15 protein-coding genes and 1 tRNA gene are annotated in these 14,670 nt (G+C 40.2%); 12 read left to right on the top strand and 4 right to left on the bottom strand.

The window, feature by feature from the left end; genetic code table 11:
• The coding region (locus tag BHV73_RS08730; RefSeq protein ID WP_286737968.1) for a hypothetical protein at positions 1-342 on the bottom strand (342 nt) is incomplete at its 3' end.
• A 73-nt stretch (positions 343-415) separates the two neighbouring features.
• Between BHV73_RS08730 and BHV73_RS08725 the strand changes: the two genes are divergently transcribed.
• The 11 genes from BHV73_RS08725 (at position 416) to BHV73_RS08675 (ending at position 10,207) form a co-directional block, all read left to right on the top strand.
• Complete coding sequence (locus BHV73_RS08725) at positions 416-1,024, top strand: master DNA invertase Mpi family serine-type recombinase (RefSeq protein ID WP_255379888.1); 609 nt, start codon at positions 416-418, stop codon at positions 1,022-1,024.
• A gap of 43 nt (positions 1,025-1,067) precedes the next feature.
• Positions 1,068-1,592: a glycoside hydrolase family 108 protein gene (locus BHV73_RS08720; RefSeq protein ID WP_255379889.1), complete on the top strand. Its 525-nt coding sequence runs from the start codon at positions 1,068-1,070 to the stop codon at positions 1,590-1,592.
• Between the two features lie 64 nt (positions 1,593-1,656).
• Positions 1,657-2,229, top strand: coding sequence for a hypothetical protein (locus BHV73_RS08715; protein ID WP_255379890.1), 573 nt, complete (start codon positions 1,657-1,659; stop codon positions 2,227-2,229).
• Positions 2,216-5,791: a phage tail tape measure protein gene (locus tag BHV73_RS08710; protein WP_255379891.1), complete on the top strand. Its 3,576-nt coding sequence runs from the start codon at positions 2,216-2,218 to the stop codon at positions 5,789-5,791. Before BHV73_RS08715 ends, BHV73_RS08710 begins: the two co-directional genes overlap by 14 nt.
• Positions 5,788-7,596, top strand: a complete 1,809-nt coding sequence (locus BHV73_RS08705) for a hypothetical protein (RefSeq protein WP_255379892.1) — start codon at positions 5,788-5,790, stop codon at positions 7,594-7,596. Before BHV73_RS08710 ends, BHV73_RS08705 begins: the two co-directional genes overlap by 4 nt.
• Positions 7,597-7,920: 324 nt before the next feature.
• Positions 7,921-8,175: a DUF5053 domain-containing protein gene (locus tag BHV73_RS08700; RefSeq protein ID WP_118468248.1), complete on the top strand. Its 255-nt coding sequence runs from the start codon at positions 7,921-7,923 to the stop codon at positions 8,173-8,175.
• Positions 8,176-8,429: 254 nt separating this feature from the next.
• Positions 8,430-8,783, top strand: coding sequence for a hypothetical protein (locus BHV73_RS08695; RefSeq protein WP_255379893.1), 354 nt, complete (start codon positions 8,430-8,432; stop codon positions 8,781-8,783).
• Positions 8,784-9,113: 330 nt separating this feature from the next.
• The gene (locus BHV73_RS08690; RefSeq protein ID WP_255379894.1) at positions 9,114-9,311 is read left to right on the top strand and encodes a hypothetical protein; all 198 of its coding nucleotides are present in this window, start codon (positions 9,114-9,116) and stop codon (positions 9,309-9,311) included.
• A complete protein-coding gene (locus BHV73_RS08685) occupies positions 9,308-9,667 on the top strand; it encodes a peroxisomal biogenesis factor 3 (RefSeq protein WP_255379895.1) in 360 nt (119 codons plus the stop codon). Before BHV73_RS08690 ends, BHV73_RS08685 begins: the two co-directional genes overlap by 4 nt.
• Complete coding sequence (locus BHV73_RS08680; RefSeq protein ID WP_286737963.1) at positions 9,664-9,909, top strand: hypothetical protein; 246 nt, start codon at positions 9,664-9,666, stop codon at positions 9,907-9,909. Before BHV73_RS08685 ends, BHV73_RS08680 begins: the two co-directional genes overlap by 4 nt.
• Positions 9,902-10,207, top strand: a complete 306-nt coding sequence (locus tag BHV73_RS08675; RefSeq protein ID WP_255379897.1) for a hypothetical protein — start codon at positions 9,902-9,904, stop codon at positions 10,205-10,207. The genes BHV73_RS08680 and BHV73_RS08675 overlap by 8 nt, the downstream gene beginning before the upstream one ends.
• 117 nt (positions 10,208-10,324) lie before the next feature.
• On the opposite strand, the gene BHV73_RS08670 is transcribed toward BHV73_RS08675, so the two are convergent.
• From BHV73_RS08670 to BHV73_RS08660, 3 genes are all read right to left on the bottom strand, one after another.
• Positions 10,325-11,491 carry a site-specific integrase gene (locus BHV73_RS08670; protein ID WP_255379898.1) on the bottom strand — a complete coding sequence of 389 codons (1,167 nt, stop codon included), beginning with the start codon at positions 11,489-11,491 and terminating at the stop codon, positions 10,325-10,327.
• A gap of 163 nt (positions 11,492-11,654) precedes the next feature.
• Positions 11,655-11,728 (bottom strand) — tRNA-Arg (locus tag BHV73_RS08665).
• Between the two features lie 168 nt (positions 11,729-11,896).
• Entirely contained in the window at positions 11,897-12,079 is a 183-nt protein-coding gene (locus tag BHV73_RS08660; protein ID WP_009120999.1) for a hypothetical protein, read from the bottom strand.
• Between the two features lie 433 nt (positions 12,080-12,512).
• Here BHV73_RS08660 and hepC point away from each other — a divergent pair, with 433 nt between their 5' ends.
• Positions 12,513-14,669 (top strand): heparin-sulfate lyase HepC, encoded by a 2,157-nt coding sequence (gene hepC, locus BHV73_RS08655; RefSeq protein WP_353681449.1) that lies wholly within the window; start codon positions 12,513-12,515, stop codon positions 14,667-14,669.
• Position 14,670 lies beyond the last annotated feature (1 nt).

Raw genomic sequence — 14,670 nt, 5'->3', positions numbered from 1 at the left:
CAATTGAAATCCAACCGAATCGGTGATTATTGTAAGAATACAGCCATGCGCAGCAGGATAATTATATTCGTTGTAATTCTCTTGATGATAACGATAAAAACCATTAGGCAGATTATCAGCATTTATATTATTATTGTCAGATATAAGCCCGGAAAGGTTTTTTAAATCAGAGGTGTCCATAAGACCTTTATGCTCATTAGTAGCTGTGGCCATATTTATTCTTATTAGTTCCACCAAATCTACTTTGGCTATTTTTCCAAGGCTCCCATCTGCCAATACTACTGTTATATATGCAGCATTCTTAACCTGTTGTACTTCATTGATTTTAATGTCTTCTGCCATACCTTGCATATTTTAGGGGCGTCTGATATGAGTTTTGTTCACACAGATACTATCCTTACTTTTACAGGCAAAAATGATTTACGCTTACATTAGAGTATCAACAGACAAACAAACTGTTGAAAACCAGCGCTACGAAATTGAAAAGTTTGCTCGTATCAGAGAATTATCTATCGATAAATGGATATCCGAAACGGTATCTGGTACGAAGTCTGCCAAAAAACGAAAACTCGGTTCACTCATTAAGAAATTAAAGAAAGGAGATACTCTTATTGCATCGGAAATCAGTCGTCTTGGGCGTCGATTGATGGAAGTAATGAGTATCTTGAATACTTTAATGCAAAAGAATATCACAGTTCTCACTGTGAAGGAAAAGTATGAGTTAGGTAATAATATCCAGTCGCAGATACTTGCTTTCGCTTTTGGCTTATCTGCACAGATTGAACGCGATTTAATTTCACAGAGGACGAAAGAAGGTCTTGCCCGGCGTGTAGCTGAAGGGCAAAAATTAGGACGTTGTAAAGGCGGGCATAATTCACATTATAAATTAACCGGAAAAGAGTCTCTCATAAAAACTATGCTGGCATACAAATATAGCAAGGCTGCTATTTGCCGAAAGTTGAAATGCAATCCCAAAACTCTTAATGATCATCTTCAGCGAATGAATGTCCTATGTAATGGCTAAACCACACACTACTTTTGCTTTGATTTTATTAATTCAAATATCTATGGCAAAAGCAGAAATCTTATTTAAAATCATCCGTAAATGGGAAGGCGGATGGAGTGACCACAAGAACGATAAAGGTGGTAAGACCAATATGGGCATCACCTTGTCTACATGGAAATCATGCGGTTACGACAAGGATGGTGACGGTGACATTGATGCAGATGACCTGCGTATGATTACTCCGGACGATGTTTTTCATGTTTTCAAGAAGTATTATTGGGACAAATATCAGGCTGATTTTATACATAATCAGTCCGTTGCCAACATTTGTGTGGACTGGGTATGGGCTTCAGGACGTTCCGGTATCACAAGAGTACAACAACTCCTGCAAATCAAGGTGGACGGCATTGTAGGACCTCAGACTGTTGCCAGTATCAATCTGGCCAATCAGCGGCAGCTGTTTGAAACCATCAAGGCGGATAGAATCCGATTTATTGAAGAAATCTGTAAAAGGGACCCTTCACAGGTTGTTTTCCGTAAAGGATGGCTGAACCGGATTAATGATTTTAAGTTCTCCGTTCATTAAATTCTTGTCCTTTTTCCCACTCTTTTCAGCCTTTAGTTTTGTACCTGAAACTAAAGGCTTTTTTATGGCAAAAGAAACAAACCAAAGCAAGCTGGTCACAGCACCGGAATTTAAAAAGAATGTAGGTGCCTGGATGGACTCCATTATAGGCATTTCAGGCAATATTCTCCAACTCAGAACCAGGGGAACCGATGAACTGAGCCGTAGTCTGGAGAAGAAAATGAGATATGCCGAAGGGGGTACCGAAGATGAGATAAACCGCATTGCATTTAAATTCAAACAATATGGTGTATTTGTACACTATGGTGTAGGACGTGGATATACCCGTATCAATGGTGTAGTGGTCAAAGGGTATAATCTGTACAACCGAAAAAAGAAGAAATGGAGAAATGAAGACATAAAGTCTGCATTGGTTAAAAAGGGCTATTCCTATGCGGAGATAAAAAAGCAGAAATACCAAACAGGAGTCGGAACCTTTACAGTGTTACGCAAACCGGTTGATTTCATTGACGGGGTAATTAACCAACACATCACTGAATTAGCGGATATATCCGGAGAATACTACGGGGATAAAGCTTTCAAAAAAATACTGGACACATTTGATAAACTAAAAATTCAGAAGAATGGCAAAAAATAAATCAGAGAAAAGAGGTATTTATCTTTATATCGATGGAAAGGAGATAGTCAATGATGTCAATCATATTGAGAAAGAATGCCGACAGCTGACACAACGGCTGAAAACTATGACCATGGGGTCTGAAGAGTATAACCGCACCATGGCGAAGATACAGCATTTGCAAGGAATACTCAAACAGCATCGTCAGGAGATAAAAGGTATTACCGCTGAAACCAAGAAAGCAACTATCAGTATTGGTGGCATGGTGGACTGGTTCAATCGTTTTGGTGGAGTTATCTTGTCTATAATCGGTTTCCTGACAGGATTCACGCTCGCCTTACGTGCCATCAGAGACGAACGCAACAAGTTGGAGGAGTCACAAGCCGGGTTGAAAGCTTTGACCGGACTTGATGATGACAGCATCTCCTGGTTGACAGAACAGGCTAAGACACTTTCCACCACCATGACAAAGGAGGGATTGCGTGTTCGCCAGTCTGCTGCCGAAATCCTTGATGCGTTCATGTTGGTTGGTTCGGCTAAACCGGAACTACTTGGAGATAAGGAAGCATTGAAACAGGTCACTGAAGAAGCGATGCGATTACAAGCGGCAGCCAAGGATATTACACTCAATGAAGCGGTTGACTCTCTTACCTTATCACTTAACCAATATGGTGCAGCAGCTGACCAGGCAGGACGGTTTACCAACGTATTGGCTGCCGGTTCCCAGGCCGGTTCCGCCAATATTGCAAGTCAGGCAAAAGCTATCCGGAATGCGGGTACGGCAGCTGCTTCTGCCAATGTCCCCATCGAGCAGACGGTTGCATTGATTGAAACACTTGCCTATCGAGGCATTAAGGATGAAGTGGCTGGAACGGGATTGAAGAAATTCTTCTTGGTACTTCAGACCGGAGCTGATGAAACCAATCCTAAAATTGTGGGATTGGATAAGGCACTGGAAAACCTGAAGAATAAAAAAATGGATGCAGGCGCCATTAAGAAAATGTTCGGGGAAGAAGGTTATAACACTGCATCCGTAATCCTTCAGAACACGGAGATGGTGAAGGACTTTACCGCTGCTGTTACCGGAACTAATGTGGCGTATGAGCAGGCGGCCATAAACAGTGATACGGCACAAGCTAAACTGGAGCAGGCACGTAATAAAATGAAACTGGCAGCCATCGACCTTGGCGAGAAATTGAATCCGGCTTTGACGGTGAGTACCAATATGCTAACCAATGTGCTCAAGTATTTACCTGGATTGATAGACTGGCTTCAAAAATGGGGTGGTACAGTAATGGCTCTAACAGCTCCTCTGGTTACTTATTATTCCACATTAAAGCTTATTTCTCTTTATCATATTACCTACAATGTAGTCCTACGGGCAGGGATTGCCATTCAAACAGCCTACCGAGTAGCCACCATTGCTTTGAACGATGCATTGGCAGGAGACTATAAAGCAATAGGCAGATTGATATTACAGATGCGTTCTCATAATATCATAACTCGGACAGTGGCAGCAAGCACACTTATTTTCCGGGCTGCACTGGAGACTCTAACCTTTCGGTTTTCTGCTGCAACTAAAGCGGCACGAGTTGCATGGGCAGTATTAGGATTAAACCCTTTTGTCGTTATTGCCACAGCTGTTGCAGCCGCAGCAACAGGACTGTATACCTATGCCCAGCGCACTTCTATAGCCGCACGGAGGCAAAAGGAGCTGGTAGATATGAATAGGGAGGCTGAAAAAAGTATCAGTGAAGAAAAGAATAAACTGGATGCACTACGGAAAGTACTTGAAGATTCTAAAGAACCATATGAAAAGCGAAAGGCTGCATTAGAAGAAATTCAGTCTATTGTTCCGGAATATCATGCTTCGTTGACGAAAGAGGGAATGCTTATCAACAACAATACACAAGCATTAGACGGTTATGTAGAGAAACTATTACTTACCGCCAAACAGCAGATGGCAAACTCCAAATTACAAGAAGCATTGAGTCAACGTAGCGAATGGATACGCGAAATTGGTTCAGATGCTATGAAGTTTAAAAATCTTGAATGGGAAATAAATGACCCTGCCAATGTAGGTAAGTCTGTTGAAGAGTTAGCGGTATCTAACGGAATATCACCTGATGCATACCGAGTATGGGCGTCGCAGAAGAAACGCCTTGATGACAATGTGCACTATTACGAACAAATGATGCAGGATTATACCTCCCAATTACTTGCTATTAACGACAAATACAAGACCGCTGTTCCAGCCCCTTCAACACCTACTACCAATAGTAGTGGTGGCGCAAGTTCTGAATCTGAAGATGAACGTAAAAAACGTGTGAAACAAGAATTGGAAGATGCTGAAACAAGACACATGCAGCAGATGACCCATTTACAAAAGTTATATTTAGAAGGTGAAATTGCAACCAGCGAAGAATACACAGCCTTACAAATAGATTTAGAGAAAAAGACTCTGGATGAGAAACTGGCAGTAATAGGACTGGAAGCACATGAACGTGAGAAATTGCAGGTCAAAATGCTGGAAGCACAAATCAAATTTAACGAAGAGTGTAAGAGACAAGACGAAAAAACAGCAAAAGAACGTCAGAAGGCATCAGACAAAATATCCAAAGAGCGCCTTTCTGTACGCCAGAAACAGTTACGCATTGAACTGGAAGAAGCTACAGCCAACCATTATAGGGATCTTACTTCCGAAGAGAATTTTGCTCAAGAAGTAAACAATATTCGACAACGATATTGGGATGATTTACTTCACAATTACCAGCTGACTGAAGAGCAGCGTACCGAAATACAAAAGGAACAAGCAGAAGCACAGACTGACATTGAAAAAGAAAAATATGACAAAACAATGGAAATGCACAAGCAATATGCATCTTTAGTGACAGATATAGCTTCCGACTTCGGGGAAACCATCGGTGAAATGATTGCTAATGGCGAACTCTCTCTGAAGAACTTTTTACGTGAAACCATCCTGATGGCACTGGATGCTTTGGAACGTGTTATAGAGATCTCCATTTTGGAAATTACCGCTAAAAATTTAGCTGCTACCGCCCCACTCTCTTTTATAGGTGCTGCCAAAGCTGCTGCACAGGTGGCTGCTATCAAAGCCGCTTTTGCTGTGGTAAAAGGATTGGTCGGAAATTTCTATACCGGTGGCTACACAGGCTCAGGCAGTTGGGACCAGCCGCAGGGTATCGTTCATTCAAATGAGTTTGTCGCCAATCGTTTTGCTGTGGCTAACCCAAGTTTACGGCCAATATTTGATGCCATTGATGTGGCGCAACGCAGTGGAAATGTCGGTAATCTGACTGCTGAAGATATAGCAGCTGTGGCAGGTTCCGGAAAAAGTACACGTACTGTGCCAGCCAAGACACCCGCTACCAGTGCAACGACTACTAATGACCCGGCGATGCTGGCAATGCTGATAGATTGTACCCGTATGCTTCGCAAACTTAAGAGTCGCTTGGACGAACCGTTGGTGGCGGAAACTTATGTTACCGGTAAACGGGGTATTAACCAAGCTCAAAAAGAATACCAAATGTTGAATAACAATAAATCACGTAATAAGCAATGACCGAATTATATATTGACGGACAATTGGCTGTTCTTCCTGAAGGGTTCAGCTTTACATTTACATCCGAGAATCCTTATTTTACCCGTAGCTCTAATTATTCTATGGATGTTGAGCTTCCCATGCCTGCCAATTATGCCACATTTAAGCATATCAACCGTTTGGATGTAACAAAAGAAAAGACTATCCTTCCAGCCATGCTCATCGTTGACGGTAAATGTCTGCTTTATGGTAGTGCGGTTTTGTTGTCTGTAGAAGACACATTGGTAAAAGTACAGCTTGTATCAGGTAATGCGGAATTTAATCTTCTGACAAATGATGACATTTATATTGATGAATTAAAATTGGGCGGCCCCTATGTTCCCCCCACACCGGGGTTATTTCAGTTCTTCTTACCGGAATCGGAAATGACTACCGTCTATGGCTCGGTAGATGAAGTAGACGGGGTTTTCTTGCCAGTGTTTTACCAAGAAGCAAAAGAAGAAAACCTGGTCAATGCAGTTACGTATGAAGAGGGAACAACCAACTTCAATCCTTATTCAAGTTACTTGATAGGAAGTTTCCAACCGTATCTGCTTACAGTAATCAAAAAACTGATTGACTATTTTGGATATACTTTTGATACTACTTTCTTTGACAACAATTTCTTGCGGAACATCTATATATGCAGTGCAGTAAACTCATTCCGTATCGAAACTGCATTGCCACACTGGACTATTTCCGAGTTTTTTAACGAGTTGGAAAAGTTTTTAGGCGTAGTTACTGTTGTGGATGAACAGTCCAAAATCGTACGCTTTGTTGAACTGAACAATTATTTTTCTAATCCTGATAAGGAAATTATCAATTACACTGAATTACTACACGAATTTACAGTCGACATAAACGAGGAGAAGAACGATAAGGATGTAACCTCTGGCAATGTCGGTTACGACCTTCCTTCCACTTCCGATGATGGTTACTTCCGACTGGATCGGAATCTGTTGAAAGCCGCTAAGAAAATAGAGTACACCCATTATCAGCAGATGAAAAATGCCTATGACGGCATGGATAAGGCAGAACGGAAGAAAGTAATATTTGTCGTAGGTAAACGTTACTACATCAATTACAATGAGAACGAAACCGATACTCTGCGTGAGGTCAATCTTTATGCAGACTTTGTCCGTCATCCGGAATCTGATGATACGGATGTCGAGCTGAAAATAGTCCCTGCTAAGATTGTACAACATAACCGTGGTACATGGAAACGGCTGCAACATAATTTTGATGTGGTACGGACCGACACCAACCTGTTTTTGAACATTCCCTTAATCAGCTATTATCGCAAAAGTTATAATCCGGACTGGATAATCAGTCCGCAGGGAGAAGGGTTCAATATCCAAGAGGCAATTGACGGTGATATCGAGTTGCCGGAGAAGCAACAAAAGAATGACCGTATGGAGATAGCCTTCAACACTGGAATATTTAACCGGCAGAACGTGACCTCCAACGGACAGACAAAGCCTTATAGCCATGCCTATCCTTTCACTGACTACCAACAGAAGACCGAAGCACAACTCACGGAGTTCCTACCCTATTCTCTCAGTTTGAACGATGTTTGTCCAAATAGTATGGGGCGCCGACTATCCAATCTTAAAAAGTTTCATTCGGATATTCCTTATACTATCCAGTTCCAGACTGATAAATTACCGGATGTGAATAAGGTATTTCTCATAGGTAACAAGCGGTATTTGTGCGAGAAGATTGAAGCGGAGATAGATGCGGATGGATTAAATAAGGTGTTGAAGGGGACTTTTTACCGTATAGAATAATTTTGCAGTATATTTTAACAACAAATTTTCGTAGTAAATTTGCTTAATACGATTTTTCGTAGTAAATTTGTCGTGTTCAAAAAAATAAGCGATATGAGAAAAAAGAGATTAAGAACTCCACAACAAAGACTGAAGCTGACCAAGGACGAAGAGGAACTGATACGGTGCATAAGAAATTATCAGAACTCTTTCCCTAACGGCTACCCACAGTTACTTTGGTATTGTCAAGAACTATTTGATAAGTTAGTGGATTTACCAAGAGATTAAAAACAGAACCCACCCTTTCGAGGGTGGGCACAATTACCCATAAAAATATAGAAAGATATGGAAACAATGATTGTAACACCTCAAGCTGAAATGACAATGAAGCAAAAGCTTCAAGATATTTTAATGATAGTATCATGGCGGGAGATAGCCCGCAACTATTTTGGAAAGTCCAGTTCATGGCTTTATCATAAGCTGGATGGCATAGATGGTAACGGCGGCAAAGGGGAATTTTCTGAAAAAGAAAAAGAGCAAATGCGTGGAGCTTTGTGTGATTTAGCAGATCGCTTACGCCGCGCTGCTGATAATATTTAAGGCCACGGGACCATATCCCCCGATTTGAACAAGAAGTCACCCGCCAGCCTTCGGGTGCAACCTCAATCTCGCTTTCTTTATTATGGAGAAAGCGAGATTTTGTTTGAATAAAAATGCCTCATGAGGATGAAGATTTGACTTCAGTTGAGATGCTAAGTACCACAGTTGTGCGGAGAAACAAAAAATCTCCGCTTTTCTTTTGTTAGCTGGTTAGTTATTCTGACCTTTGTTCTATAATATAAAATAAATATCCAATGGAAACAATTATTCATTTTATTATTTTTTTGACTGCGGTTATTGAAATCGTTCTGCTTGTTCGATTCTTTACATTATGTAATCATGTAGAGGAAATTAAAAAGAAAATGGTACCAAACGAAAATTTCCAAGCAATGTTCTTACTGTATTGTTCGGCTGGGGAGAAGGAAAAAGCCAAAGAATTACTTCTCCATGAAATAAGTTTGGATAAGATGTTTACTACAGCTTTCTTCTCCGTTCTTCCAGAACATGATAAAGCAAAACAAGCTATTTTGACTAAGTATGAAAAACTGCTTAAAATGGTTGATGTGACTCTCGATTTTGAGACTGTAGATAAATATTTGAAAGGATGATAAATGTTGGAGCGGAGATAAAAAATCTCCGCTTTTCTTTTGCCATTTCAAAATAAACCTGCATCTTTGTGGTGCGTTTCATTTTGACAAGGCGAGACTGCTCGCCAACTTTTGCCGTTGGCATTTTTTATGCCCAATGGTATCATATAGTTCCGACCCCCGTGTGGAGTGTGTAATGCACCCACTGCCTTGTCAAGGTGAAACGCAACGGGAAAGCGGAACTTTCTTTTTTAATAGGTTTTCTGATTTTTTGGAGAGAGTTCCCTTCCCGTCTTTTATTGAAGCATTACATTATTCAATATATTGTTTCATTTAAAATAGCGTTTCATTATGACAAAACAATCTCAAAGCGCTCGCGGACGCTACGTATCCGCAGAGAAGGTTCAAGAACTGTTTGCCCAGTTGGGTATCGAATTGTGTTCCGGGCGTAAACGTATCCGTGCAGCACATAGTGAAAATTCTATTTCCATCTATGTCAATGGTGGGACAGTAAACATCACCTTTAATGAGAAAGGAGGCAAAGCATGATGTTCTTTGTTTCCTATTTGCAGACCTATTCACCGAAGAACCGGGCATGGAAAAAGGTGATTGACTATGTAAAGAAGTATAAGGACGTTCTTATCAAGGATGAACTTTCCCTGGATGCACTCAAGCATGAATTATGTGATGTGGTCAACCGCATCAATGCCGAACACCCCAAAACGAAACGTATGCAATACACTGCCGGTCCAGTTGATAGTGGTCGTACCATACGTATTGAAGCTCATGTAATGAGTGGCGGATTACCGGACACGATATTCTTTATCGACATCTGTAAGGTCCGTTCTGTTTATCAATTTAGTGAGAAAGCGAATATGTTGGAACAGGAAGGAGGCGAACTATGAGTACTGAAATCAACAATGTTATATTGACACCAACCATCAGCGAAACCATCTCGATTTTGCAGAGTGGCGGCGCTAATGCTTGTTGCAATACCATAGATAAAGCTACCGGATTAATCCTGGACCTGAAAGTTGACAATGAAGTTAGCACTGATGACATTATATCCATAATAAGTGATTTACGCATCGTATCATCCATGATAAAAAGATTGGCCCCACAAGAAGAGGAGGTGTACAATGAGTAAGAAAATAGGATTCCGTTCTTACTATGAGAATGAAAAGGACGAAAAAGAACAAGAACAGAATGAGCTGGAAAAGATAAAAGCAGAACAACAGAAGGCCATAGCCAATTTCTTAGGACAGAACTACTCCCCTATTGGTTCCACTTCTGCCAAATGCTTCAAGACCACCGATGAATTAATATATGATTTATCCAACATTATATCAGTACGACCGACAGAACTTGCAAAGCAACTGACTGATGCAGGATATCATGTAGAATATTTGGCCGGTCAACCCTACTGGGTGATGTACGAGAAATAAAATTTGTGCGGCTGCATCTTCTTCTGTACGAACTTGTACAGAAAAGTGCAGCCGCATTATTTTGAAAAACAGCAGATTATAAATAAAGCGTACGAATGTACGGTCTTTGAACGTTATTTATAAGGTGAAGCTATTGAAACATTGCATACCTTCCCGCTTGCTCTCATCCATAACGTGCGCATAAATCATCGTTTCCCGGATATTACTGTGTCCAAGCAATTTTTGCAGGCTGGATAAGTCTTTCGTTTTCCTTAGATAAATAGTCGCAAATGTATGCCTACCTGTCTTAGCCGATATTTTTTTGTTAATCCCCAGCTCTTTGGCAATAGCTTTCAGTTGTCTGTTGACAACCTGATCGCATTGTACATTCCTAAAGAGTCGTCCTTCTTCCCTATCTTCAGCCCACTCTTCCAGAAGTTTTAAGGCTGGTATAGACATCGGTATTTTAATGGGTTCCGGTTTACAGTTCCGGTTCTTTACACGATAATAGGTCAACACATCATTGTTTACTTGCTCAATGCAGAACATTCGGGCATCCGTTATGTGCATGCTCGTAAAACACATGAATAGGAAAAAAGCTAAAGTTAGCTGAAGCTTTTCCGGTAATGTTCTCTGATAGTATAACTGCACAAACTGCATCAACTCCTCTTCCGTCAGATAGTCCACATCACTTTTTATTCTTTTGATATGGAACTCCTGAAAGGGATTTTCCTCTATATAACCCTTTCTGTAGGCTGCGGTGACATATATTTTGATGGTGGACATATTACGTTGTGCGGTTATCTCCGTATTTCCCAACTCCTTTTTCATATAAATCAGGTAGTCGGTCAGATAATCCGGAGTGAGTTCCCGGAACTGCAACAGTTCATTATATGCCTTGAACTTTTTCATGCAACTCAAGTGGTGCTTAAAGGTGCCCACTTCTATGCGCCGGCTGTAGGTTTTCATATACTCCTTTACGAAGTCATGGAAGGTTTTGTAATCGCTCGGATTGTTGTACTCCCGCATGAAAATATCTTTTGTTAAAGCTTGGTTTCGCAACCGGAACTTCACCAGTATGTCGTTAACACGTGCCTTCTGATTGTTCACGATGAGATTAATATCCTTTGCCTCTTTGCCGTTTCCCTTGAGAAGTCCGCTTTTCTCATCAAATTTAGCGGCAGGTACAGATACTCTGCAAGGAAGCATCAGCTTTTCCTTACCAATATAAAAGGTTATATAGAGTGGAGCATTGCCTTCTTTTGTCAATCTCTGCTTATTTTGAATGACTCTTACCGTACTCATTTTTGTTTTCTAAATTATTTCTATCCACTGAAAAATGGGGCTACGGAAAGCTGTGTTTCTACTATGTTACCTACTTTTTGCACGAATTCTACTGAAAAAGACAAGGTAGTAACTCTTTGATACCCAGCTAAACGACGAAAGGCAAGCAGTCGTTTTATCGACTAGATTCCGTTGCGATTCGAACGCAAGACCCACGCCTTAGAAGGGCGTTGCTCTATCCAGCTGAGCTACGGAACCAGCCTTAATTGCGGTGCAAAGGTACGTTTTTTTATGAAAACTACAAATTTTACATTCAAAATATTTATTGTTTGTATTAAAATGATAGTCTTCTATATGGCAAGCAAATAGTTGTATTACTGAAACACAATGCTTTATACATACATAATATTTTTTAAAAGAGTTGCATCATAATTGGTAATAAGCGTCGTCAGCCATAATGATTGCATCTTCCAAAGTACCGCCACTTTGTTCTACAAATGCGATAATAGCATCTATAAACTCGTTGAAAGAAGCAATATCCTCACCTGCTGTTTTCTCATTATAATCTTTCTCTGTAAAGTCTAAATTTTCTATTAACTCCGTTTTCATATTTACTCAATGATTATTATAGTATCATTATTAAATATCTTTTTTTGGCAAAAATAATATATCGCCATGACTTCTTAGCTATTATTTGCAAATAATATTTACCATTACAATATATTACATCAAACATATTACTAATAAGAACTTCCCTCTGAGAAGTGTAATGTAAATGTAATTCAAGTCGTTACAGCCTATTAGACCCGTTACTAACGATTGTCTATGTTTTTCTAAATCATTTCTTTAAACTGATATCAACGGTAAATGAGTTCTTTTCTTGTTTCGGCATTTCCTCTCTCTTTCTAAAAGACAATTCTAATAACATATTCAACCAAATTAATAATTCAACTCCTATTTGTAGTTAGGATATACACATTACTGAGCGGCACTCGGTGATAAACTTCTTATATTTGCACAAATAAACTAAATACTTAATACGATGATATTCAAACGCCATTTTTACATTTGTGCATTCCTATCTTCTATCATTATGTTCGGATGTACAAATAACGACATACCCATAAAAGATAAGGAAGAAGAGAAACCGCCCGTAGAGGATGAAGAAAAGCCCGCTCTGCCCCCAGACGAAGATACAGAAGTAACCCTATTCAAGATTCTTAATCTGGACTATCCCGGATTGGGTGCTGTCAAATCGCTGCATGAAGCAGGTGATGATAATACCGCCTTAAAAGAACTGTTGGCTTACTACATAAACAGAGAGAATATAAAGAATCCCAATGTCACATCAGCTTCTCCCAGTGAGGTAGAGCGTGGTTATGCGGACTATGCCATAGATGAATACCGTTTTTATGTAAACGATAACTATTTGGAAGATAAGAATCTGAAAAAGCCTTATTCCCTACAAAACAGCGATAAAACAATCAATTGGGAATTTGCGCCTAAAGGTGCGGATAATGAATATCAGAAGCAATTGCATCGCCACAATTGGATGCCGCTTCAAGGAAAAACCTATCAAGATTCTCATGATGAGAAATATATGCTTTCATGGAAAGATGTATATGCCGATTGGATTGCCAAGCATCCTCTGCCCGAAGGCAGTCCTGATAAGCTTAAATGGTATCAGCTTCAAGTGTCCACACGCATTATGGGTCAGACGGAGTCATTTGAATATTTCAAAAGTTCTCCCAACTTTACGCCGGAGTGGCTCTCTTTTTTCCTGGTACACTTTGCGGAGCATGCAGATTATTTATCCAAATACAAATATGCCGGTGAAAATAATATCTTGCTAAGCCAAGCAGTGGCATTAGTGTTTGCAGGAACTTTGTTCCCTGAGTTGAAGAATGCCTCACAATGGCAAAAAACAGGTTGTGATATTATCAATGACCAAACTTCAAAACTGTTTTTGGAGGATGGTATGACAAACGACTTGTCTCTACATTATCATATAGGTATATTAGACGGACTGTATGACCTCAAACGACTGCTTCTTCTGAACAAAGTTCCGGAGAATTTACTTTCACCAAATCTCAATGAGGTACTTTTAAAAGCGGCAAAGGTAGTGATGCACTTCACTTACCCCAGCTATTTCACGAAAAACAGTAAAGATTGCAGCCCTGCTTTCAACGATTCATGGGTGAAAACCCGAAGCGTGCTAAATAAGAATTTCAAGAAATATATGGAAATGTTTCCTGAAGATTCCGAGTTTGAATATATGTACACATATGGTAAAAGCGGCGCTTGTCCGAGCACACAAATAAAAACGTTCCAATCTTCAGGCTTTTATGTACTGCGTAGCGGTTGGGACTCACAATCTACCGTATTGATTCACAGTAATAATATTTCTTCAAAATTGGGCGATTCGAGCCATAACCAGCTTGACAACGGTACGTTTGAGCTATATCGTAACGGGCGTAACTTCTTCCCCGACTCCGGTGTTTGTGCATATATGGCAGAGGGTAATGAAAATGTAATGGAGTTACGCAGATGGTTCCGCCAGACCAAAGCGCATAACACGATGGTTTTAGGCAATACCGCGGAACATGAAGAGACCGGAGCGGAAAACATCAATAAAGCAGCCGGAACCTTATTATTATCCAAAGATGAAAATGAATACCAACTTATTGTGACGGAAAATCAAGGATATACCAACTTCAAACACCGTCGAGCCATCTTCTACGTCAAACAGCCACAAGAATTCTTTGTATTTGTAGATGAAGGATTCGGGACAGCTACCGGATATGCAAAATTATATTTCCATCTTTGCGATGAAAAGTCTGTTGACAATGTTCTTTTGGATAAGGAAGTATTTGGCGCTCATACCACCTTCAATGGTGACAACAACCTGTTAGTTCGTACATTCGGAGAAACAAATAAGAATCTTATCTTCAAAGAATTTGATGGTCGCATATCCTACCAGACAGACAGAAAATATGAACAAAGAAAGTCCTATGCGGTTGTCATGCGGAAGCCAGATAACAGTCCTGTACGATATATTACAGTACTATACCCCGTACGCTCTGCCACAGGTCACACAATCGAGGGTCAGTTTAAAGAAACCGGGAACAAGGACAATGTATCTATCAATATAAAAATAGACGGTCACCCATACGATTTAAATTATAACCTTAATGAATAGC

Origin of the sequence: Bacteroides sp. 44_46, assembly GCF_001915465.1 — a bacterium.
In the GTDB taxonomy this organism is placed as follows: Bacteria; Bacteroidota; Bacteroidia; order Bacteroidales; family Bacteroidaceae; genus Bacteroides; species Bacteroides clarus.
Note: the sequence above shows the minus strand (reverse complement) of the source record. Positions and strands in the feature narration are given on the sequence as shown.

Excerpts from the sequence above, each read along its gene's own strand:
- BHV73_RS08690 (WP_255379894.1), top strand. The coding sequence starts at position 9,114 with ATGACAAAACAATCTCAAAGCGCTCGCGGACGCTACGTATCCGCAGAG.
- BHV73_RS08720 (WP_255379889.1), top strand. The coding sequence starts at position 1,068 with ATGGCAAAAGCAGAAATCTTATTTAAAATCATCCGTAAATGGGAAGGC.
- BHV73_RS08715 (WP_255379890.1), top strand. The coding sequence starts at position 1,657 with ATGGCAAAAGAAACAAACCAAAGCAAGCTGGTCACAGCACCGGAATTT.
- hepC (WP_353681449.1), top strand. The coding sequence starts at position 12,513 with ATGATATTCAAACGCCATTTTTACATTTGTGCATTCCTATCTTCTATC.
- BHV73_RS08700 (WP_118468248.1), top strand. The coding sequence starts at position 7,921 with ATGGAAACAATGATTGTAACACCTCAAGCTGAAATGACAATGAAGCAA.
- BHV73_RS08705 (WP_255379892.1), top strand. The coding sequence starts at position 5,788 with ATGACCGAATTATATATTGACGGACAATTGGCTGTTCTTCCTGAAGGG.
- BHV73_RS08675 (WP_255379897.1), top strand. The coding sequence starts at position 9,902 with ATGAGTAAGAAAATAGGATTCCGTTCTTACTATGAGAATGAAAAGGAC.
- BHV73_RS08710 (WP_255379891.1), top strand. The coding sequence starts at position 2,216 with ATGGCAAAAAATAAATCAGAGAAAAGAGGTATTTATCTTTATATCGAT.
- BHV73_RS08685 (WP_255379895.1), top strand. The coding sequence starts at position 9,308 with ATGATGTTCTTTGTTTCCTATTTGCAGACCTATTCACCGAAGAACCGG.
- BHV73_RS08660 (WP_009120999.1), bottom strand. The coding sequence starts at position 12,079 with ATGAAAACGGAGTTAATAGAAAATTTAGACTTTACAGAGAAAGATTAT.
- BHV73_RS08680 (WP_286737963.1), top strand. The coding sequence starts at position 9,664 with ATGAGTACTGAAATCAACAATGTTATATTGACACCAACCATCAGCGAA.
- BHV73_RS08670 (WP_255379898.1), bottom strand. The coding sequence starts at position 11,491 with ATGAGTACGGTAAGAGTCATTCAAAATAAGCAGAGATTGACAAAAGAA.
- BHV73_RS08695 (WP_255379893.1), top strand. The coding sequence starts at position 8,430 with ATGGAAACAATTATTCATTTTATTATTTTTTTGACTGCGGTTATTGAA.
- BHV73_RS08725 (WP_255379888.1), top strand. The coding sequence starts at position 416 with ATGATTTACGCTTACATTAGAGTATCAACAGACAAACAAACTGTTGAA.